At 50.9% G+C, this 22,204-nt stretch carries 19 protein-coding genes; 7 read left to right on the top strand and 12 right to left on the bottom strand.

The annotated features are described in order from the left end of the window. Positions 1-360: tetratricopeptide repeat protein (locus ACTS3T_RS02300; protein WP_462934718.1), on the top strand; the 360-nt coding region annotated here is incomplete at its 5' end. An 18-nt stretch (positions 361-378) separates the two neighbouring features. Here the strand turns inward: ACTS3T_RS02300 and ACTS3T_RS02305 are convergent. From ACTS3T_RS02305 to pgl, 9 genes are all read right to left on the bottom strand, one after another. Continuing rightward, a complete protein-coding gene (locus ACTS3T_RS02305) occupies positions 379-804 on the bottom strand; it encodes a hypothetical protein (protein ID WP_377964654.1) in 426 nt (141 codons plus the stop codon). Between the two features lie 456 nt (positions 805-1,260). Further along, complete coding sequence (locus tag ACTS3T_RS02310) at positions 1,261-3,264, bottom strand: response regulator (RefSeq protein WP_377964652.1); 2,004 nt, start codon at positions 3,262-3,264, stop codon at positions 1,261-1,263. A 161-nt stretch (positions 3,265-3,425) separates the two neighbouring features. After that, positions 3,426-4,925 (bottom strand): ATP-binding protein, encoded by a 1,500-nt coding sequence (locus ACTS3T_RS02315; RefSeq protein WP_377964650.1) that lies wholly within the window; start codon positions 4,923-4,925, stop codon positions 3,426-3,428. Positions 4,926-4,976: 51 nt separating this feature from the next. Next, complete coding sequence (locus ACTS3T_RS02320) at positions 4,977-5,429, bottom strand: response regulator (RefSeq protein ID WP_377964648.1); 453 nt, start codon at positions 5,427-5,429, stop codon at positions 4,977-4,979. A gap of 412 nt (positions 5,430-5,841) precedes the next feature. Then, positions 5,842-8,205 (bottom strand): PAS domain S-box protein, encoded by a 2,364-nt coding sequence (locus tag ACTS3T_RS02325; protein WP_377964646.1) that lies wholly within the window; start codon positions 8,203-8,205, stop codon positions 5,842-5,844. Between the two features lie 86 nt (positions 8,206-8,291). Continuing rightward, a complete protein-coding gene (locus ACTS3T_RS02330) occupies positions 8,292-8,975 on the bottom strand; it encodes a lecithin retinol acyltransferase family protein (RefSeq protein ID WP_377964644.1) in 684 nt (227 codons plus the stop codon). A 9-nt stretch (positions 8,976-8,984) separates the two neighbouring features. Then, complete coding sequence (locus ACTS3T_RS02335) at positions 8,985-9,482, bottom strand: FHA domain-containing protein (protein ID WP_377964661.1); 498 nt, start codon at positions 9,480-9,482, stop codon at positions 8,985-8,987. 55 nt (positions 9,483-9,537) lie between these two features. Next, positions 9,538-10,257 carry an FHA domain-containing protein gene (locus ACTS3T_RS02340; RefSeq protein ID WP_377964642.1) on the bottom strand — a complete coding sequence of 240 codons (720 nt, stop codon included), beginning with the start codon at positions 10,255-10,257 and terminating at the stop codon, positions 9,538-9,540. 114 nt (positions 10,258-10,371) lie between these two features. Then, the gene (pgl, locus tag ACTS3T_RS02345) at positions 10,372-11,103 is read right to left on the bottom strand and encodes a 6-phosphogluconolactonase (RefSeq protein ID WP_377964640.1); all 732 of its coding nucleotides are present in this window, start codon (positions 11,101-11,103) and stop codon (positions 10,372-10,374) included. A gap of 360 nt (positions 11,104-11,463) precedes the next feature. Between pgl and hpsJ-B the strand changes: the two genes are divergently transcribed. Then, positions 11,464-12,246, top strand: coding sequence for a hormogonium polysaccharide biosynthesis protein HpsJ (hpsJ-B, locus tag ACTS3T_RS02350; RefSeq protein ID WP_377964638.1), 783 nt, complete (start codon positions 11,464-11,466; stop codon positions 12,244-12,246). 19 nt (positions 12,247-12,265) lie between these two features. Here the strand turns inward: hpsJ-B and ACTS3T_RS02355 are convergent, their stop codons facing one another. After that, positions 12,266-13,093 (bottom strand): SWIM zinc finger family protein, encoded by an 828-nt coding sequence (locus tag ACTS3T_RS02355; protein ID WP_377964636.1) that lies wholly within the window; start codon positions 13,091-13,093, stop codon positions 12,266-12,268. Positions 13,094-13,336: 243 nt separating this feature from the next. Then, positions 13,337-14,749, bottom strand: coding sequence for an aspartate ammonia-lyase (locus ACTS3T_RS02360; protein ID WP_377964634.1), 1,413 nt, complete (start codon positions 14,747-14,749; stop codon positions 13,337-13,339). A gap of 172 nt (positions 14,750-14,921) precedes the next feature. Between ACTS3T_RS02360 and ACTS3T_RS02365 the strand changes: the two genes are divergently transcribed. The 5 genes from ACTS3T_RS02365 to ACTS3T_RS02385 all read left to right on the top strand — a co-directional run bounded on the left by ACTS3T_RS02365 (position 14,922) and on the right by ACTS3T_RS02385 (position 21,991). Continuing rightward, the gene (locus ACTS3T_RS02365) at positions 14,922-15,746 is read left to right on the top strand and encodes a tetratricopeptide repeat protein (protein WP_377964632.1); all 825 of its coding nucleotides are present in this window, start codon (positions 14,922-14,924) and stop codon (positions 15,744-15,746) included. 124 nt (positions 15,747-15,870) lie between these two features. After that, positions 15,871-17,175 carry a TldD/PmbA family protein gene (locus tag ACTS3T_RS02370; protein WP_377964630.1) on the top strand — a complete coding sequence of 435 codons (1,305 nt, stop codon included), beginning with the start codon at positions 15,871-15,873 and terminating at the stop codon, positions 17,173-17,175. Positions 17,176-17,221: 46 nt separating this feature from the next. Further along, positions 17,222-19,828 carry a chloride channel protein gene (locus ACTS3T_RS02375; RefSeq protein ID WP_377964659.1) on the top strand — a complete coding sequence of 869 codons (2,607 nt, stop codon included), beginning with the start codon at positions 17,222-17,224 and terminating at the stop codon, positions 19,826-19,828. 199 nt (positions 19,829-20,027) lie between these two features. Beyond that, positions 20,028-20,312, top strand: coding sequence for an RNA recognition motif domain-containing protein (locus tag ACTS3T_RS02380; protein ID WP_377964628.1), 285 nt, complete (start codon positions 20,028-20,030; stop codon positions 20,310-20,312). Between the two features lie 149 nt (positions 20,313-20,461). Beyond that, the gene (locus tag ACTS3T_RS02385; protein WP_377964627.1) at positions 20,462-21,991 is read left to right on the top strand and encodes a YcjF family protein; all 1,530 of its coding nucleotides are present in this window, start codon (positions 20,462-20,464) and stop codon (positions 21,989-21,991) included. Here the strand turns inward: ACTS3T_RS02385 and ACTS3T_RS02390 are convergent. Further along, the gene (locus ACTS3T_RS02390; protein ID WP_377964625.1) at positions 21,962-22,180 is read right to left on the bottom strand and encodes a hypothetical protein; all 219 of its coding nucleotides are present in this window, start codon (positions 22,178-22,180) and stop codon (positions 21,962-21,964) included. The two genes, ACTS3T_RS02385 and ACTS3T_RS02390, sit on opposite strands and share 30 nt — an antisense overlap. Between the last annotated feature and the right edge of the window lie 24 nt (positions 22,181-22,204).

The raw sequence follows: 22,204 nt of genomic DNA on the forward strand, positions 1-22,204 counted from the left end.
CAGATGGGCATCGTGGCCCAGGAGCAGCGAAACTACCCTCAGGCGCAGCAGTACTTGCAACAGGCCTTAGACATCTATATCGAGTTTGGCGATCGCTATAGTCAGGCTAGCACTTACTATCAGCTTGGCAAGGTTGCTCAAGAGACAAACGATGTTGAGAATGCCAAAGCCTACTTTCTAGAAGACTTAAGCATCACGGTTGAATTCAACGATGAACACGGGTTGGGCATTTCATTGCGCAATCTTGCCCGTTTTCACCAAACCACGCAAGATCCAGCCCTGCTCACCGCCGCTGCCCAAATCCTCAGCACCCCCCCAAACCAGCTAAAGCAGCTTTTTGAAACACTGGCCGAGTCTTAGCCAAGCTAGAACCTTCTACTAAGCTTCCGGCGGCGCTGGCTCCGTATAGCGGCAAAAAATATCCAGCCCCACCTTAGACACATACAGCACAATCAGCGCCGCCAGCGACGGACTAAGCGTAAACGGCAGCGCCACCTGCTCCACCAGGTAAATAATCGCCCCCGTCAAAAAAGTAGCCTGCTGCGGCTTTTCCACATAGGCCCGAATACGCCCGCGAAAGCCCTCATCACTGCACAACTCCTGCCGCAGCACATCCCGCGTTACCTGCCACAGCGACGGCTTACCAAACTCAGCCGGAGCGCCATAAGTCTCCACCAGCAGATCATCTAGCGCCGCCTCAAGCTGCCCCTGATGCTCAATTAGCCTGTTTACCCCCCGTTGCGCTGGGGCATAAGCTTGTAGTTGGGTTTGAATATGAGCCAGTTCAGCCGTTGTTAGTTTCATAAGGCCGCTAGCACCTTAAGTATCCTTTCGTCTTAAATTTATCTCAAGTCTGGTAGCGAAGCCATATTACAGACAGATGAATAGAATTCGCAGAGTAGAAATGCTCCTTTCAGAAGCAATAGAAGGGGTTTGTTCAACCCTAGCGACTACCGCTATCATTGCCAAACCCTAGAGAGAACATGTTTAGATCCCCCTAAATCCCCCTTAAAAAGAGAGACTTCCAAGCCAATTCCCCCCTTTTTAAGGGTGGCTAGGGGGGATCGATGAGTGCCTAAAATCACAACCCTTGGCTGAGGCGATCTAAAAGGATGTTTGAAAAGATATCTGCTGCGTAGCAAAACGGTTTAGATCCCCCTAAATCCCCCTTTTTAAGGGGGACTTCCGAGCCAAATCTCCCCCTTTTTAAGGGTGGCTAAGGGGGATCGATGAGTGCCTAAAATCACAACCCTTGACTTTTCAAACACCCTCTAAAGAGCGAGGCTGAACCAGCGATTGAATCAGGCGAATTAGCTGCTGAACATCGATGGGTTTGGCTAGATGAGCCTGAAACCCGGCTGCTAGAATCTGGCTTTGGTCTACGGCTCTGCTGTGGGCAGTTAGCGCGATCGCAGGCGTTTTGTGATCATTATGAGCTTCTAGCTCTCGAACTTTGCCAATTAACGAATAACCATCTTCTCCAGGCATACTGATGTCGCTAATTAAAACCTGGGGCGGGTTAGCTGTAAAAGCTTTTAACCCCTCTTCGGCGTTGGCGACGGTTTGAACATTAGCGCCATATTGCTGCAAGATAGCTTTGTAAAGCTTGCGGGTATCGGCGACATCTTCAACGACTAAAATTTTGAGATGGTTAAGTTCATAAGGTTTGGGGGGTTTGGCTAGCAGCGAAGATCTGATTTCTGGCGTTGGCTCTAGCTGTCCTTCAATTTGAATTGTCGGTATTTCTACCGTAAAGGTTGCCCCTTTGCCCAACCCTGCACTCGCCGCGCTGACATGGCCGTCGTGCGCTTCCGTAATGTAATGTACAATCGCCAACCCCAGCCCTAACCCCCGCTGCGATCGCGTGGTTGAGCTATCAGCCTGCCGAAACCGTTCAAAAATATGCGGCAAAACGTCTGGGGCAATCCCCTGACCAGTGTCAGTGACGCGAATTTGCACGCGATCGCCCCCTGGATGCAAGCTAATCTGTACCTGCCCGTCTTCTGGGGTAAATTTGATCGCGTTCGACAGCAAATTAAGCAACACTTGCTGCAAGCGATCGGAATCGCCTAAGATCGCCCCTTCAAAAGGGGCAAAGTCAGTTTTGAGCTGAATTTTTTTCTCGCTGGCTTGGGGCTGCACCGTTTCTACTGTCGCTCGAATGACGGCGACCAGATCAGCTGTCTTCAACAACGTCAAGTTGAGCTGCATTTGGTCGCGGACAATGCGCGAGACGTCTAAGATATCTTCGACAAGCTGAGAGAGCGATCGCGTATTGCGCTGAATTGTTTCTAGCCCGCGCTCAAACGTGTTGTCATCTAAACGGCGCATAGAAAGCAGTTGCACCCAGCCTTGAATAGCGTTGAGAGGCGTTCGCAATTCGTGGGAGAGCGTAGCAATAAACTCATCTTTGAGGCGATTAGCGGCTTCGGCTTCGGCGCGGGCAGACTGTTCTCGGTAAATAAGCTGTTCCCGTTCGGCCTCGGTTTGCTTGCGTTCGCTGACATCGCGCCAGGTGACTACCAGACCATCGCGCAGTTTAGCCGCCCGCACGTCAATCGCCACCGGAGTTGCCTCCTCCACTGATGACAGCAAATACTCTTGATTGAGCGCTTGCCCCGTTTCTAGCACCTGGCACAAATCTGCAAACAAAGGTGTCTCATGCACAAAGGGCATGGCTTGCTTCAGGGGTTGATTGATCAACTGCTCTAAATGCGTTTTGAGATACTGACAAGCTGCCTGGTTGACGTACTCAATCTGAAAGTCTGTCACCTGGCGATTGGGGTTGCGCTGAGTTAAATAAATACCAAAGCAATCCACCATGGTTTCCACAGAAGTGCGAAACCGTTCTTCGCTTTCTCGCAAAGCTTGTTCCGCCCGTAAACGTTCAGCCCTATTTTCGGTTTCTCGTAAGGCGCGACGGGTGGCCGGGAGCAGCCGATCTAGTCGTTGCTTGAGGACGTAGTCGGTAGCCCCTTTTTGCAGGGCTTCGATCGCTTGTTCTTCCCCTAACACACCCGAAACCAAGATAAAGGGAACAAAGGGGTGAGTTTGTTTGGCGATGGTAAGCGCCGCTAAACCGTCAAAACCGGGTAAGGCATAGTCTGCCAAAATTAGCTCAAATGTTTGAGTTTGCAGCGCTTGCACAAAGTCGGCTTGGGTGACGACATTGACAAACTGGCAGCGTAACTCTTCACTATTGAGCATTTGTTGCATTAGCTCTAGATCTCGGACGTCGTCTTCTAGTACTAAAACCTGCAGCATTGTCAAATCTGTGAGTTGGGTCAGCAAGGCGACCCAATCAGTGTGTGTATTTTTTCTCTTTCATGAAGAAGTATGTGGGCAGGCTGCTTAAAATGCATCCACCAATAGCTGCATCGCTGAGATAGATTTCGCCAAACTAACGATGGGTTGCTGCTGCAAAGTTACTCGAAGTCAGCCCTATCTTCAGACCGAGGCAGGGCAAAGTAAAAAGTCGCCCCAGCATTGATAACGCCTTCAAACCAAACGCGGCCACCGTGGCGATGAATAATCCGTCTAACGTTGGCTAAACCAATGCCTGTGCCTTCAAATTCGCTCTGGCTATGACCGCGCTGAAAAATCCCAAACAGGCGATCGCTATAGCTCATATCCAAACCGATGCCGTTGTCTTTGACCCAAAAAATAGTTTCTTCAGCTGGCTCCTCAGCCCCAATCGTAATTTCGGCGATGGCCTCTAGCCGGGTAAACTTGACGGCATTTTCAATCAGGTTTTGAAAGACGGTACGCAGCAAATTAGCATCTGCCCACACGATTGGCAGAGGCTGCACCACCCAGCGAATGGAGCGATCGCCCGTTTCGGTTTTCAGGCGCTCAATAATTGCACCGACTAGCTGATTGGTATCTACCGGGCTAAATTCCAGCTTGACTTTGCCCGTACGCGAAAAAGCCAGCAAATCTTCTATCATTTCGCCCGTTTCGACCGACAGACTCGAAATCACCTCCAAATAATGCTGGGCGGTTTCGTCTTCGTGTAAAACGTTTTGCAAATGGTCGCTTAGCAGTCTGGCAAAGCCGTTAATTTGGCGAATAGGCGATCGCAGATCATGCGAAACCGAGTAGGCAAATAGCTCTAATTCTTGATTGGTGGCTTTAAGCTGATTGGTTCGTTCGGTAACCTGGCTTTCTAAACGCTGGTTAAGTTGCTGTAAGGCTAGTTCGGCCTGCTTTTGGGCGGTAATATCTTCGACGAGTCCTTCAATGATGGCTTCACCTTTGTCAGGCGATCGCGTTTCGCGCACCCGTAGCCATTTGAGGTCAGCCCCCTGGGTTTGAATTTGCACTTCTCGCTTTTGGGGCAAGGCCGCCGCGATATCAAGCCGTGGCTGTAGCTGATGATGAATGCCTTGCTGAGCCGCTTCAGCAGAGCTAAGCCCCAAAAGCGTCAGCAAAGCCTGATTTACCTCAAGCAGATGACCTTGCCTGTCTAGCTCAAATAATCCGACGTTTAAACGATTAAGCAACGACTGTAATCGCGTTTCTAGCGCGGTCGCTCGCAACCGGGTTTGCATCTGCTCCCACACCAGTCGTACAGAAGCCGAAAGGCGAACAAAATGCTGCGGCGACTTGACGACATAGTCATCTAAACCCGCTTTCATGGCGGCTACAGCGGTTTCTTGCGTGCCTGTATTGGTAAACATAATCACCGGGCAGTTAGCATTAGCTGCCTTCACAGCTTTGAGCACCTCTAGCCCGGTCATCCACTGGAGCTGATAATCAGTAATTACCAGGTCAAACGGATAGGTTTGTAAGGCTTGCTTAAGTCCAGCCTGATCAATAATTTCGTTAATTTCTAAGTCTACAAATTCTCGCTTTAGTTCTCGTTTAACCAGTAAGCGATCGTTCGGATTATCATCTACTAATAAAATTCGACATAGCGGTTTCATCAATAAAATTGCATCCTAAAGTAGGCAAACGTAGAGTCTAGTGGCTTCACACTAAGCCACCTCAATAGAGGGATACTTATTAAATCTGATCCAATAATCATTAATAGCGCTAACCATTGAAATCAGCGCATCAAAAGCGACAGGTTTGACCAGGTAAGAGTTGACCCCCGCCTCGTAAGCTTGATCAACATCTACATGCTGATTAGAAGACGTCAATACCACAACCGGAATACGTTTAATCACGGGCTGCTGCCGCATCCAGGCTAAAACTTCTAAACCTGAGCGTTTAGGCAGCTTTAAATCTAAAATCACCAAACCCGGTATTGGATACTGCAATCTGTCAGCATAGGCGTTTTCTCCTCTAAGATACTGAACAGCGGCATCTCCATCTTTGGCGGTATAAATAGCATTGTTGAGGTTAGCCAGTCGAAAGGCTCTTTTGATCAGAAAAATGTCATTTGCATCATCCTCAATTAACAGGATGTCGTATTTTTCTATAGTCATTACTGCTGGATGGGGGAATTAGTTAGCTGACTAAATGGCTTTAATTTTTGTAGCTGATTGAAGCGCCTCTAGCCTATCTAAAAAATTTGCTGACAAGCTTTAGCGTAATTTAGCTTAGCAACTTTGACAGTTGGTCAACGCCAAACATCAATCGTCGGCTAGGGCTGATCTAGACTGGGAAAACTGAACCCTCAATTTAGGGTTAGATAGGGCTGTAGCCCCTAGCGTTGAGACCCTGCAATTGCAGAAAGCCGCTAGCAGAAAATTTGCCATTCTGCCTTCTGGTTTTAGACTTCTGCCTTGAGCTATCACAGCTATGGGAGTAAGCCAGTCACTCAAATAACCTTAGTCCCCTTGCCTCCTCAGTGAGGCTCTTTGCTGATTGTTTTAATCATATCAGCTAGAGAAATTTTCAGTGAGCTAGGGGTAGCTCCAGCCAAAAGCGACTGCCCTGCCCTAGCTGAGACTCCAGCCCAACCTGACCTTGAAGCCGCTCTACTCCCCGCTTGACGATCGCTAAGCCAATACCTGTACCGGGATAACTTTCGACCCCATGCAGTCGCTCAAAGGGGCTAAAGATTCGGGTCTGGTGCTGCAAGGCAATGCCAATGCCATTGTCTGAGATCCAAAGTCGGCAGCGATCGCCGTAGGATTCTCCCCAAACCTGAACAACTGGGTTAACGTCGGGGGCTACAAACTTAATGGCATTACTCAGCAGGTTAGCCAAAACCTGCACCAAAATGCGGTAGCTGCCAAGAACTGACGGAAACGGCTTTTTAAGCACCAGATGGGTTTGGGTGGTTTGCAGGTCTGCCGCTAACAGTTGGGTCACCTCTTCTACAATTTGATTCAAGTCAATCGGTTGCAGACAAATATCAGTGCGGCCTAAACGGCTGTAGGTCAGTAAATCTTGAATTAATTGATCTAGAGAGGCGGCGGCCTGCTCAATGCGGGTGACGTATTCTTTCCCTAAGCTGTCGAGCTGCTCGTGGTTATCTTCTAATAGAGCCTGAGAAAATCCTTGCATGGCTCTTAGGGGAGCGCGTAGATCATGAGACACGCTGTAGGTAAAGGCTTGCAGTTCTTGGTTGAGTTCTTCTAGCTGTTGGGTGCGTAGCGAGACGCGCTCTTCTAGGCTGACGTTGAGCTGCTGAATTTTCTTTTCGTTGTGGTGTCGTTCTAAGGCACTAGCCAGCACATTGGCTACGGTTTGAACAAAGTTGATGTCGTCTTGGGTAAAGGTGCGAGGCTGAGTAGTGTGGACGCCCAAAACGCCAAAAGGTCGATGCGCAACCCCTTCAATCAGGACGCTGATGCCGCTAATAACGTGGTGATTGATCAGCAGGTCAGATCCCGTAAAGCGGGTTTCGTGGCGGAGGTCTTGAACGACGACAGGCTGTTTTACGCTTAGGGTGTAGCCTGCTTGAGAGTTGCGATTGGCGCTAAGGGTAGCTTGGCCGATCAAGCCCGCCCGCCAGCCCACCCCTGCCCGTAACCGTAAGCGATCGCCCTCTGGCAGCAATTCTGAAACTTTGACAAAGTCTATTTCTAGGCTCTGAGCCAGCAACTGAGTGGTTTGATCAAACAGGTTGTCTAGGTCGGATTTGATCAGGGCTTGCTGGCTAAGCTGGGCGATCGCGGCTTGTTGTTTTAAGCGTTTGGTTAGCGCCGTTTCGGCCTGTTTGCGCTCAGTCACGTCAGAAGCCATTGAAATAACGACGCGCCGACCATCTGCTAGGCGATTCAGCGGCGCTGAACTAAACTCCCAAATGCGAAACTCACCGTTTTTAATCTGAACTTTGTATTCGCCTTCATCAACGCGCTGCGCTAGCCCAAAAAGTTTGCTGATATCGAGCCGAACTTGCTGACTGCGATCGCGATAGGCTAGCTGTACCCAATGCTGAATGGTAGGAAGGTCTGCAAACGTGTAGCCAGTAATTTCGGTTAAGGCGTTGCTAATTTGCAAAATTTCGCCATCTTCAGCGTGAATCATAATCGGAAAGGGCGCATTCACCACTGCCCGCCGAAAGCTGGCTTCGCTTTCTTTTAGCTCGGTTTCGATCTGTTTGCGATCGCTGATATCGGTCACCATGGCGATCGCCCCTTCAAACTGCCCCGTTGCGCTCATAATTGGGCTAGCCGACATCAAGCTCCACAAATCCGATCCATCTTGCCGAACCCAGCGAAAATCATACTGTTCGCGCAACCCTTGCTGGCGGTTAATCAGGTGCGGTTGAGCAGCGGCGCGGCCAGCCGCATCCATAAAGTCAGCAATGGGACGACCAAGCATTTCTTTCACCGGGTAGCCCAGCATTTCGGCCATCCGCTGATTAACGTAAGTTGTTTTTTGGTGGCGATCGATCGCCCAAACACCTTCGTTGGCAATGTCTAAAAAGCGGTTATATTCTCCTTGGCTAACTCTGAGTTTTTGCTGAGCCTGATCAGCTTGGTGTTTGAGGGAATGGATCAGGTGACTACCCGCGACCCCTTCTAACACAAAAACAGCAGTTGACAGGCTAGCTAAGGGCGGAAAAATGAGCCAGCTCAAAGGCCACCAAATTTGCAGCCCACTTAAGCCCAGCGTTAAGCCGAGGCTCAGCAAACCAGTCTGGCGATCGCCATACCAGCTACTCACCAGGATGGCGGCTAAAAACAACAAAAAAGGACGATCAAACGTCGCTAACTGACTAAGCCCATAGCTCAGGAGCAAACCGATTAAGACTGAGCCTGCGGCGATCGCGTAGCGACGCAGTTGAGAATTCGCCTGTCTTAGCATAAAGAGCTTCCATCCAGCTCAGTTGCCTTTATCCTAACGTCCTCCGGCGGCGCATCCTTCAGCCTGTTTAATTTTTTTGAATTCAGCTATGACTGAGTTAACTGCTGATTATTTTGTAACGTCGTCTGCAAGTCGAGTAGCTGATCAAGCTGCGATTGCAGATCAGCCTGCTGCCGTTTAGCCGCAACTTTGCGGTGCAAGGCCGCTCTGGCTAAATCGTCTCGACCTTGTTTAACCGCTAGTTGAGCAACCCGGTGCCAGGTTTCGATCTCACGCTGGGCTTGCTGAGACTGAGGCGCAATGGTTTGTTGGGCGATCGCAATATTGCCTAAAGCCGACTGGATCAGTTCTAAAGAAGTTTTAGAGGCGTTGCCTTGAGCCACTTGATTGATCGTTTGCCGCAGTTCAGGCGTCTTAAAGCGATCGAGATGCCAGCCAAAGTTGGTCAGTTGAGCACTTTCGCTACGTCCGGTTTTGCACCAGGTCGCAAAATGCTCACAGTTATTGGTCAAAAGGTCGTAGCGGCGCTCACCCAGCCGACTTTCAGCCCGCTCAATAACCACATCTGGAATAAACGCCACAGGCTGATGCCGGGTAAAGACAGCCGTACCCTGAGCAAACGCCCGGTAGTCGGTGCGGCTGATCACCGCTTCTTGCAATTTGCGGTAATGAATCACCGTCCCGTCACCGCAGTCAATGCCGTGATGTTCATAAACCCCAGCCAGCCCCATCAGTTGCCGCATTGCATAGATCTGGTCGCCCCTGGCCATAGTGGATGTTTATGAACGTGAGGGATAATTTTTAGCCGAATAAGGTAAACCAGAAACCACGCTAGAGGAGGAAGCGCTCTCATCGGCAAGTTTTCCAGGCTTGCCCAGCGTATCTTCACTGGGATGGGTTGCAGGCGGCACCTGCTCGGCGGCTGGGGGCGATGCGGCTCGATTGAACAAATTAGACTTAATCACTTCATGGCCGTCAGCCCCGACCCGAATCTGAATATTAGGGCCAGAACGAGCCAAGCGAATGACAATCCCATCTTCAACGGGCACCTGGGTAATGCGCTTACCTTCTAAGTAAGTACCGTTAGTTCCCAAGCTGGTAATTTCCCAGCCTTTATCAGTGCGCCTTAGCTCAACGTGATGACGCGAAACCACAGCACTATAGAGAATCACGTCGTTATCCGTAGAGCGACCAATTCGAACCACTGATTCTTTTTCAAAAGTCCAGTGCTGTAAGGGATTTTTATTGAGAGGGTGTAGTAAAGACAGCGTAATCACATTACTCAAGCATCGAATTAGGGATATCAGCGAATGGTAATCGGGCTACGGCAAACTATGAAGCTTGGAAAATGAAGGATACCTTATCGCCTTTTCCTAAAGCAATGCGATCGCCTGGACGCAGCCGATGTCGATTGCCATAGGGTAGGGGCATGTTATTGACGTAGGTACCGTTGGAGCTGCCTACATCCTCAATATAGTAGATGTCTCCTTCGACGCGAATGTTTGCATGAACGCGAGAAACAATTTCTGAATCGGGGAATCCAGAAACATCAATATCAGGCGGCACCCGATCGTTGGGCTTACCAATCCGAATTAACGAAAGCGTCGGCGGCAGTTCAAGCGCTGTATCGGTTTGAATATGCAGCAGCCGAGTTTGCGAAACCTGTAGGCGAGTAGACTTTTCGCTGCTTGGACTGGCGGCATTAGCAATTGCAGCCCCGTCAGGTGGGCTAGACGGCTCGGCCGCTTCGACCGTGGCCGCAGCGGTAACGTTAGCGGTAGCGGAGGGATCAACGGTAATAGGATCCAGCGAAATCAGCGGATCGGGGGGATCGAGCTGAGGAATCTCAACCGGGTCAGGACTGGCTTGAGCTGACGCTGGCGATGTGGCGGCTCTCAAGTCAAAGCCACACTGACCACAAAAGCTAGCATCAGATTGAACAGTAGCGCCGCAGCTCGGACAAGCCATCATACTCGGTAAGGGAGTATAGCAAGCCTCACACTGAACCGCCCCATCAGGGTTTTGGTGACTGCAGTTCGGACAGACAATCATGGGTTATTTCCTTCAGCTGCAACCAGGGGAAATCAATTAAGTAGCAAGAGTTGATTAAACCCTACTGGAAATTTTAATACTCCTCGGTTCTATCAACGAATGCAAAAACAATGGTTAACCCGTAAGAAGACTTAAATTAGCGCCAGCAGCAGTATCTAACAACCACCATAACTCTCCGTGGGGTTGAATGAGTCGAGCCGGATAAGCGCTGTCTTCTGCTTCAGCAGCAAAAACATGGGCTAGGGCAGTTTGTTTGTTAGCCCCTGAGACAATAAAGATGACTGAATTGGCCTGGTTAATCAGCGGTACGGTGAGGGTCAGTCGTGGCTCACCTGATTTATTACCGACTGTAACCCAGCGATCGCGTACCTGCAGCGCCTCGGTCTGGGGAAACAGAGAAGCCGTATGAGCATCATCCCCTAACCCCAGCAGCACCATATCAAGACGGGGGATCTCACTACCGGAAACTTGAAAAAAGGCTTTTAGCGTTTGTTCGTAGCTTTCAGCGGCGGCGCTAGGACTAGCCGCGCCCGTTGGCATAGGAAAAATATTTTCAGCCGGAATCGGTACTTGGTCTAGCCAAACCGACCGAGCCATGCCCTCGTTGCTATCGGGGTGGTCGCTAGGAACGTAGCGTTCATCGCCCCAAAAAATAAATAGCTGCTCCCACGGCAAACTTTGCTGAGCGATCGCCGCATAAATAGGTTTGGGCGTGCTGCCGCCTGCTAGGGCGAGCGTACAGCGACCTTGCTGAGCGATCGCATTTTGAATCTTTTCGACAATAAGAGCCTGCGATCGCTCAATCAACTGAGCCTTATCGGGCAAAACTTCTATAGTTGGCTGCATTGCATCTATCGGGGGCTAACTGCACACTGAACGGTTTCAGCTTTTACTATGGCTGTTAATCCTCAATCTGTCGAATTGTGAACTCAGCAACCCCTATCGCTAGCCGATGAAAAACCACCCCGACCAACACCCTTGCCAACATCTGCCTAAACCACCAGAACCGAACCCAAGAGCGTTTATACTTTAGGCATTCCTGCATCTAAACGGGTTTTTGGTGGGGTCAACCCGCAACTGCCTGACGACGGTGAAGGGCATATACCCAACATTGCCTGCTGCGGCTGGATATTTTTATCAAAAAATGTGCAGTTTTTTACAAATCACACGGCAGAATAGTCTACTGAGGCATTTTGCGAGTTTTTTATGAGTTCTGCAAACACAACGGGTAAAGCCGTGGCATCCCCACTGGCTGCAATTTCCTTGAAGCTTGTCGGTGCAATCACCATCATTGCAGCGTTAATTGATTTTTTAATTCTAATTATTCCGCCCAACTTTCTAGATGCCCAATGGCAGCTAGCAACGACGACCCAACTCGTCGATCGCGGCATTGTTCCGCTGGTGGGTATTGCTTTGGTTTTGACAGGTGCCTGGATCGACAGCAACGTCGGTGTGCTTAGCCGTAGCCGCAGCTTGCTAGTAGACGCTCGATTCTGGGTCTGTTTGCTATCAAGCTTTCTAGGGCTACTCTTTGTCGTCCTGACGGTACTGCACCCTAACAACGTGCGTCTTACCAGCAGGCAGGCGCTAGAGCGAGTCGATACTGAAGTCGGGCAAGTCACCAGCCAGATAGAGCAGCGATTTGACCAGCAGCGAACTCAACTTGGCTCGCTCTTGCAAAATGAAGATCAGCTACAGCAGGCGGTTGAACAAGGCCAACTCACTCAAGAGCAACTCGCCTTTGTCGAGCAGTTCCGCAACGATCCCGCAGCTCTAGACGATTTCTTAGAACAGCAGCTGGGTCAGGCTAGACAACAAGCGCAAACTCAAATTGGTAGCCGTCGCCAAGAAGCAGAGCAGCAAATTCGCCGGGAAGCGCTAAAATCTGGCTTTAGAGTCGCCACCAGTAGCCTACTGTTAGCCATCGGCTACACCGTTATTGGCTGGTTAGGGTTGCGTCGGCTTTTGGCCATGAGCCGCACTGCCTAAGCGTCATTAGCCCAGTCTATTAGCTCAATGCCTTCATCATCGCCTGTTGAGCCACGCTCTGATAAACGCCCCGCAGATAAGCCATAACCGCTTGAGCTTCACCCGCTGGCAGTGGAATGGTTCCTAAGTTCTCTAAAACGGTGCTTTCTGCGGGGGTAATCACCACCATTGAAGGATCCAGCGGCTGGTTGTACTGCCAAAACTGATCAAGCTCAAGGGGTTGGGCGTCAGGAACCGCCATTTTTTGCCTATCGTCGTGGGCAGGAGTTTCGGCAGAAACCTCTGTCGCTGTTTGCCGCCGCCGTTGCCGCAGAGCTTCCAAAATTTGGGCTTTGGTTCGTCCACGGAGCTGAAAAATGACAAAAGGATCTTCCCGAAAGAAATCCCCTAGCTGGTAATAAACAGCGGCAATATGCTTACACGGATTTTTGGGATCAGGACAGCTACAGCGAGAATGAACGTCTGACAGCGAGAAAGGAAAGAGATTAAGCCCGTTAGCCGTAAAGACTGCTTCAATGTTAAGCGGCATTTCTCCCGCTAACAACTGAGCCGAGAAAATAGCTTTTTCCGCCAGGGTATCGACTACGTAGTTCCAATCTTCTTCAGTAAAGGGATCAATCCAGATGGAGAGATCGTAAGGTTCTGGGGCGGTTCCCTGTACTTTGGCAGAAACCTTGGCTCCGGCAAAGTCGAGGCTTAAAATGTGGCCTTCTCTGGCGTAGCGGCGACCCCGCTCCAGCCGCTTTTTGAAGCGGTAAGAATTGAGCAAGTCTACCCACTGCTGCACCCACCAGGCTTCTTCTTCCATGTTGTAGTCAGCAGCTTGGGTCGGTTGGTAGCTAGTCATGGTGATTCGTTTGGTAGCAATCTATTGAATCGATCATCTTTTGGGGTAGGGCTGATTGGGCAGTCCATTTTGCCTTGCAGGGGAGTGAATGGCCAATGGCTCAACGGTTCCTACCTTTTCTGGCGTGCTGCTGCTCGATACGGTTGGTTAAGTCGCTGGTGGGTTTGCCCAGAGAGCGGCTGAAGCACCAAACGCCCGCTGTTGTGTTTAGGCTGTTCCGCTGAACGCCTCTCTGCCGCTGTTTTAGTGGCCGTCTGGCATCTGGCTCATTTTTTCCAAGTCTAAGACTTGAGCCAGTGCTTCTGGATCCATCAAACCCTGCTCAGTCACAATTTGCCGCAGGGATTTGCCAGTTTCCAGCGATTCTTTGGCGATCGCGGCGGCCTTCAAATAGCCAATGTGCGGATTGAGGGCAGTAACCAGTGCTAGGCTGCCTTCGGCATAGTCATAGCAGCGATCGCGATTGGCCTGAATGCCCTTTAGGCAGCGCTGCGTCAGTGCTGCCAGCGTATTGCCCAAAATCTCAATACTATGGATGAGATTGTAAGCAATCAGCGGCATCATCACGTTGAGTTCGAGCTGACCCGCTTGAGCCGCCAGGGCAATAGCGCTGTCGTAACCCATTACCTGAAAGCAAACCATAGAGGTCATTTCAGCCATCACCGGGTTGTACTTTCCTGGCATAATCGAAGATCCAGGTTGCACAGGCGGAAGCTGAATTTCTTTAAACCCAGTTTTGGGGCCAGAATCTAGCAGCCGCAGGTCATGAGAGAGTTTGACACAGTCTTGGGCTAAATTGCGCAGCGCCCCAGAAACAGCAACAAAAGGAGCCATACTTTGCATCGCCGCCATTAAGTGGGGTGCCGAACGCAGGGGTTGGTCGATTAAGGCTGCCAGAATTTGCGCCACCCGATGGCGGTAGTCTGGATGGGTGTTGAGTCCGGTTCCGGCGGCGCTACCTCCTAAGCCTAGTAGGGTGAGATCGCCAGAAGCAGTTTCAATCCGGATCAGGTGTTCTGATAAGATCTGCGCCCAAGCTCTGAAGTTTTCCCCTAAGCGAACGGGGACGGCGTCTTGCAAGTGAGTCCGACCCGAGCGCACGACTGTTTTGAAGGTTTCTGCCTGGTTATCAAGGGCGGCGATCGCGTTCGATAAAGCTGGATAAAGACTGCGCTCTAACGCCAGCAGACCACCAATCCGAATAGCAGTAGGAATAACGTCATTGGTTGACTGACCATAATTGACGTGGTCATTAGGGCTGATACGGCTATAATCACCCTTGCTAGCACCCAAAATTTCTAAAGCACGATTAGCCAGCACCTCATTGACGTTCATGTGATGAGACGTGCCTGCCCCAGCCTGGTAAACATCTACGACAAACTGATCGCGGAACCGACCTGCCAAAATTTCGTCAGCAGCTTTAACGATTGCATGACTAATATCCTCAGGTAGGCATCCCAGTTCTCGATTGGCGATCGCAGTAGCTTTTTTAACCAGGACGCAGGCATCTACATAGGTTGCTAAAGGTCGCAAGCCGCTGATAGGAAAATTTTCGACAGCTCGCAGGGTTTGAATGCCGTAATAGGCGCTGGCGGGAATTTGACGTTCCCCCATTGAATCTTTTTCAACCCGATACGCTGCCGAATCACTGGTCATAGATAAAATTGCTAGATATTAACGAGATCTCACTCTCTAGGTTAAGCGATAATCAGTGCTCTCAAGCATAGGGTTCTTATTGCTTATGCGTAGTATTTGGGTACGCTAAACCCTGAGAGAGTACGTAAACAGCGACTCAGAAACCTTAAGTATCTGTGGCAACAGTTACCCGGTGTATATCTCCTCCGATAGTCAAAACTTAGATTCGGCAACCTGGTACGGTCAAGGCAACGCTCTGTATGATGTGGGTTGCTACGAGGCGGCCATTGCTAAATTTGATAAAGTTCTCAGCGAAGATCCACGCAACTGGGAAGCGTGGCTGCGTCGAGGCTATGCCCTGCAAGAACTCAAAGCCTATAGTCTGGCGATCGAGAGCTTTCAATCTGCGCTGCAAATTCAGCCTAAAAATTCACTGGCTTGGCACGGCTTAGGCGTCGCTCAGGCAAAGCTAGGTGATTATGAAGCCGCCCTAGACAGTTTTAATCAGGCGCTCAGGTTTGATCCGGAGGATGCCAAAGCCTGGTACAACCACGGCAATGCTCTGATTCGGCTAAACCGTTACCGAGAGGCGATTAGCAGTTTCGATCGCGCCCTTGATCTCAAGCCCGAAAGTCACCGCGCTTGGTACAACCGAGCCTTAGCCCTAGCTGCTTTGCGTCGCTACCCAGAAGCGGTTCACAGCTTAGAAACCACAGTTACCCTTAAGCAAGACTGTTATTACGCCTGGAACTATCGCGGTTTGGTGCTCAACAAAATGCAGCGTTACGAAGAAGCGTTGCTCAGTTTTGACAAAGCCCTCCAGTATCGGACGCCGAACCCCAATGCCTGGTATGGGCGAGCGATTACCTATGCGCTGCAAGGGGATGCGGTTCAGTCTGTCGAAAATCTACGCGAAGCGATTGATTTAAGCCCCAATCTTTACCGGGTTATGGCCAAGACAGATCCTAGCTTTGATCCGATTCGCGGTGATGCGGGCTTACAAGCGCTATTGCTCTAGAAAATTTTGGCTCAGCCGCAAAACCGGGTTTTGAAAGCTGGCGTAAATGTACTCGATCCCGGAAGATAGTGGGAAGAGTCTTAATTTTCCAAGTCTTAGTTCCATACAGAGACGCACTAGACGCATGGGGTTTGGCAGTTCTCAGGAACAGTTACCTGAGCAGCTTTTAGAAATTGCAATTGGTTGTGGAGCTGAGGCTGCTGAAGTTTTTCAGTCTCGCTCCTATTCGCGGCCCGTTTTTTTTGAAGCCAATCGGCTGAAGCAGCTAGAGAGCAGTGAAATCGAAGGAACGGCCTTACGGCTCTGGTACAAGGGACGTCCAGGATTAGCCGTTGCGTATGGGGCTATCGAACCTCAGGTGCTGGTCGATCGCGCGATCGCGCTAAGTCAGCTTAACGAACCAGAAGCGATTGAGCTAACTTCGGGTTCCCGCTTGTTCTATCCTGATCTTGGCCAAGCTGTATCGATCGATCAACTGCTGGAGTGGGGACAAGAGGCAATTGAGCGGGTACGGCAAGCCTACCCCGATGTGATTTGTGAAGCTGAGCTAGAGTGCGATCTGGAAATGACGCGTCTGGTGAATTCTCAAGGCGTCGATTATGGCTATAGCGATACCACCCTTAGTTGCTATCTAGCGGCAGAGTGGATTCGCGGCGACGATTTCTTGAGCGTTGGGGATGGCCAAATTTGTCGCGATCGCTTGGATCCTGAACAACTGGTCAAGCAAATTTTGCAAAGGTTAGACTGGGCCAAACGCAATGTGACGGCACCGTCAGGACGCGTTCCCGTTTTGTTTACAGCTAAAGCGGCAGACATGCTTTGGGGAACGGTGCAAGCGGCGCTGAGTGGCAAGCGGGTAATCGAGCGATCGTCTCCCTGGAGCGATCGCTTAGGCGAGCAGGTGACCTCTTCGGCCTTAACGCTGACCCAGCACCCTGAAAAAGGGCCTTTTAGCTGCCCCTTCGATGATGAAGGGCTACCTACGCAGCCACTGACCTTTATTGAAGACGGCGTTTTGCGGTTGTTCTATACCGATCGCACGATTGGCCGTAAATTGGGGGGTGGATCAACGGGTAATGGCTTTCGCCCTGGCCTGGGGAGCTATCCCACCCCCAGCCTATTTAACACCTTGATTAAACCGGGCAAAAAGCCGCTATCGGCGCTGATTCAAACGTTAGATCAAGGCATTATCGTCGATCAGATTTTGGGCGGGGGAGCCGGAATTTCAGGCGAGTTTTCCATCAATGTAGAATTGGGTTACTGTGTCGGCCAAGGAACGGTGCTGGGCCGAGTCAAAGACACGATGGTAGCTGGTAATGTTTACAACGCCTTAAACAACCTGGTTGCCCTGGGGGGAGATGGAGACTGGAATGGCGCTTGCTATACTCCTTCTTTAATTGTTGAAGGGCTTTCAACCACAGGTCGATAGTGTCCAGGCTTCGCTGAGTCGCGCCAAAAGTAGTTTTCTCTCAATCATGCTGTTTGCCAAAGGAATCCGACGTTTGCTGGGGCCAAAGCGGATTGCCATTGCGGAAGCCTGCATAATTGGGCTGGTATCGGGACTAGCGGCTGTTTTTCTCAAGCAGGGAATTAGCTGGCTAACCGACTGGCGAACGGCGCAGATTGAGCAAGCCTGGTATCTGTTGCCCAGTATGGGATTAGCTGGCGGTTGGCTGGCGGGTTGGTTGATTACCTGGCTAGCGCCGGAAGCAACAGGCAGCGGGATTCCTCAGGTGAAGGCGGTCTTGGGATATGTGAGCATTCCCCTGAACCTGCGTGTGGCGGTTGTTAAATTGCTCAGTACAGTGTTGGCCTTGGGTTCGGGGCTTTCTTTGGGGCGGCAAGGGCCCACCGTTCAGATTGGGGCTGCTTTGGCAGCTCAGTTTAGTCGTTGGATCCCAACTTCGCCAGAGTATCGTCAACAGCTCATTGCGGCTGGGGCGGCGGCTGGGTTAGCCGCTGGGTTCAATGCACCCATTGCTGGCATTTTGTTTGTAGTAGAAGAACTGCTGCAAGATTTTTCCGATCTAACGCTGGGCACCGCTATTCTGGCTTCGTTTATTGGGGCTGTGGTTTCGCGGCTGCTGGGGGGACAGGGGCTTAACCTCAGTATGTCTACGTTTCAAGTGTCCTTGACGCTGCAAGATTTACCGTTTCTAGTGTTGTTGGGGCTGTTGTCTGGTTTATTGGGGGCTTTGTTTCGTCGGGGCATTTTTTTGAGCCTGAGCTTTTATCGACAGTTGCGGGGGGTGTCGTTGGCTTGGCGAGTGGGCTTGGCGGGGCTGGCAACGGGGCTGGTAGGTTTGCTGTTGCCAGTCGCGGCTGAAGACAACACCGGGCTACGGGAGTTTTTAGTGACCGGATCGGCGACCTGGCAACTAATTGCGATCGCGTTTGTTGCCAAATTTTGCCTAACGCTGCTGGCCTATGGTTCTGGGGCAGCAGGTGGTATCTTTGCCCCTGCCTTGGTGTTGGGGTCGGCGCTGGGGTGTTTAATCAGCTTTCTGGCGCAAACTTTACAGTCTCTCGCTGGCTTTAGTGAACTTGCCAGCACCACAACTTATGCGCTGACGGGGATGGGCGCTTTTTTTAGCGCGGTAACGCGGGTGCCTATTACTGCGATTGTCATTGTGTTTGAAATCACCACCGACTTTAATCTGGTGTTGCCGCTGATGATTGGCGCAGCGATCGCCTATTTGATTTCTGATCAGGTAGATTCCGGCTCTATTTATACCCGTCTGCTAGAAAGTCAGGGCATTCGGCTAGAGCAAGCGCCTTCTGACAGTAACCCCTGGGCCAATTTAAAAGCTGCGGATCTGATGCAGCAACGGGTAGAAACCCTCTCTAGCCATCTGCCCTTAGCTGAGGTAATGCAGGCATTTTCGCGATCGCATCATCGCGGCTTTCCGGTTACTCACCGGGGGCGTTTAGTCGGAATTGTGACGCAAACTGATTTGAGCAAAGTAGGCAATAGTTTAGATACTTCGCTGCGTTTGGCAGACATCATGACGCCCGATCCGGTTACAGTCAATCCAGAGGCGTCTTTAACCCATGTGCTGCACTTGCTCAATCGCCTCAAAGTCAGTCGGCTTCCTGTGGTAGACGAACTGAAACTGGTTGGCATTATTACGCGCGGCGACATCATTCGGGCGGAGTCTGATCAAGTCAGTGGCAAAGAAACAGAACCCGGCCCCCAGTCAGAACCGTCCTATTTAGCCTACCAAACGCGATCGCCAGCAGTCGGTAGCGGGCGGCTGCTGGTACCGCTAATCGATTCTCAAGCGGTGCCTCAGCTTTTAGAACTAGCCGCTTCAATGGCGCGTCAGTACCACTACGAACTGGAGTGTGTGCATGTTATTTTGGTGCAGCGCAGTTTGTCGCCAGCGGCAGTAGCTGTCGATTTAACGGCAAGCCATCGACTCCTGCTGTTAGCCAAGCAAGTCAGCGATCGCTACCATCTGCCGCTGCACACGCAAATCCGGGTCGCCCACGAAGTACCCCATACGCTGTTAGAAATTATCAAAGATCGCCATATCGATTTGATTTTGATGGAGTGGCAGCGCCGCACCAACACCCCAGGGCGCATTTTAGGTACGGTCGTCGATACAATTGTGCGCCAAGCCCCCTGTCATGTGGTTGTCTTTCGGCCAGGGGTATCACCGCAGTTTAATCGGTGGCTGCTGCCTTTGGCCGGGGGGCCAAATGCTCAAAAAGCCCTACAGCTATTACCCGCTTTAGCTGAATTAGGAAAACCGCAAGTATGCCTCTGTCATATTTCAACCCCTCAAGCAGGGCGATCGCGCTATTTGCTACCTCAACTCAGCCAAATTGCTCGTAAGCTCAAAATTCAGCTACGCGCTTCTGTCGAAACGGTAACCGTCCAACATGATTTTATTGCGACGGCTATTATTCAACTGGCTCAAACTTACAAAAGCGATGCCATCTTATTAGGAGCCAGTCGTGAAGGACTGCTAAGTCATGTCTTAAAAGGCAATATTCCAGTTGAAATTGCGCAGCATAGCAACTGTCATATCTTGCTAGTGAGACGGGCGATCGCAGCCGATTGGGAAATGCTGAAATGAAAAAAAAGCAGCATTTGTAAAATTAGCAGATTGTCAAGCTACTGAGGTTAGATGTGATCTTTAGCTACTGCACAGCCGCAATAGATCGGATATGATGGCAGCGAAGGTTCGGTAGATGGATGTTTGCAAGTGACTGTTTTAGCATTGCTCAAAGTTCTCTCCGGATGTCTTCAGGTCGATGCTCAGTTTGGAGAGGATCATGACAATTTATATTGGAAACTTATCTTTTCAAGCAAGTGAAGATGACTTAAGGGATGTCTTCACCGAGTATGGTGAAGTGGTTCGTATTAGCTTACCCGTAGATCGAGAAACTGGTCGGAAGCGAGGTTTTGCGTTCGTTGAAATGGCGGACGAGTCAAAAGAAGACTTGGCTATTTCTGAACTTGATGGAGCTGAATGGTTAGGACGAGAGCTGCGGGTTAATAAAGCCAAGCCTCGTGAAAATAGCCGGAATTCAAACTTCTCTAGAAATCCCCTACCTTAATCACTAAAACTAGCACAACGGCTAGTTGTCAGCTGATTGTCTGAACCTGTGGGATGCTAACTCAGTTGAGGGCCCCATTCGATGACGAAATTTCAGCGTTTGATGAAGCCGCAGCGTCGCTGCGGCTTTTGTGTTAGATATTAAAACTAATGCGCAGTCTTCGTTTTGCTCTAATTATTGTTAGCGTCATCCTGGTTTTGGGGATGCTGCTCTGGCTAGTAGAGAGCTTTTCTCGGCTTTATGGCGGGATAGCGTTATGGTCACCGCTACTCGCCAATTGGGTGCTGGGCATTTTGCTGCTGCTGTTATTGCTGGCTCTAGGTGGGCTGATTTACTACGGCTATTTATTTTTGCGTCCGGCGCGGCGATCGCGCTTAGCTGCCCCCGCCCCCCGCACCAAAGCAGAAGCGGTGGGTGTTTCTCTCAAAGCCGTGCAGCAACAGGTGGCTCAAATTCAAGACGAAGTTGCTAGACAAGCCATCTTAGAGCGATCGCAGGTTATCTCAGCCGCGCTGGCTCAGGGAGACTTTCGCCTGGTTGTCTTTGGCACTGGCTCAGCGGGTAAAACTTCGCTGGTCAATGCTCTGCTGGGCGAAATAGCCGGCTCAGTAGGGGCACCCATGGGCACAACCCCCGTTGGGGCTACTTATCAGTGGACGATCCCAGAGAGTGAGTGGCAGGTATGGTTAACCGATACCCCTGGCCTGCTGGAGGTAGGCGTAGTAGGCACTGAGCGAGAGCAGCAAGCCAAACAACTGGCCGCTGAAGCGGATTTGCTGCTGTTTGTAATTGATGATGATTTGCGCCAGTCTGAGTTTGAGCTACTGCGATCGCTGGCTGAAATTGGCAAACGCCTGTTGCTGGTTTTCAATAAAATCGATCGCTATGCCGCCGCCGACTTAGCCCAGATTCTAGCTCGACTGCGCCATCGGCTACAGGGCATTGTCGCCTCGGAAGATTTGATTGCGATCGCAGCCAATCCCCAATCTTTTCGTCTAGAAGACGGTAGCCTCTGGCAGCCGGAACCTGAAATTTGGCCGTTGCTACAGCGCTTAGCCGCGCTGCTACAGGCGGAAGGTGCCAATCTCATGGCTGATAATATTTTGCTCCAGGCTCAGCGGCTCAGCGATGAAGCCCGTCAGCTCATTGAACAACAGCGGCAAACGCAAGCCGAGGCAGTTGTCGATCGCTATCAGTGGTTAGGAGCGGGGGTGATTGCCGCCATGCCGCTACCGGGGATTGATCTGCTGGCAACGGCGGCTGTCAATGCTCAAATGGTAGTAGAGCTAGGCAGAATTTATGGCTGCGACGTTACGCTGGCCGAGGGCAAAGTGCTGGCGTTATCGTTAGCTAAAACCCTCACCAGCTTAGGCATTGTCAAAGGAGCCATGCAGCTACTTTCAGTCGGCCTGCAGGTAAACATTGCCACGGCGCTAGCGAGTCGGGCGATTCAAGGGGCGAGTGCAGCCTATCTAACCCGCATTGCTGGCAAAAGCTTTATTGAATATTTTCGCCAAAACCAGGACTGGGGGGATGGTGGCATGGGCGAAGTGGTGCAGCGACAGTTCCAGCTTAATCGCCGTGAAGCTTTTATTAGGGCTTTTGTGCAAGAGGCGATCGCCAAAGTGGTTGCGCCACTCAAAGACAGTTTAGACGAACCGCGAACCGGGGCGCGGTGAAATAGCCACTTTTTCCGCCCAGACAGCTTGAATTTGAATCGGCGATCGCTGGTAGCCAACTCGATCAGGTTGCGGCGCTGGAATCATCTCGCCGCGAAAGTCTAAAATTTGTACCAGTAAGAGGTATCCTACCGCTAGCAGCAGGGACAATACGCCTGTGATAATGGCAACAACTTTCGATCGATCCATAGGTTTGGGTCAGCCCTGTCAATA

This window comes from Almyronema sp. (genome assembly GCF_052168255.1).
In the GTDB taxonomy this organism is placed as follows: domain Bacteria; phylum Cyanobacteriota; class Cyanobacteriia; order Phormidesmidales; family Phormidesmidaceae; genus Sphaerothrix; species Sphaerothrix epifaneia.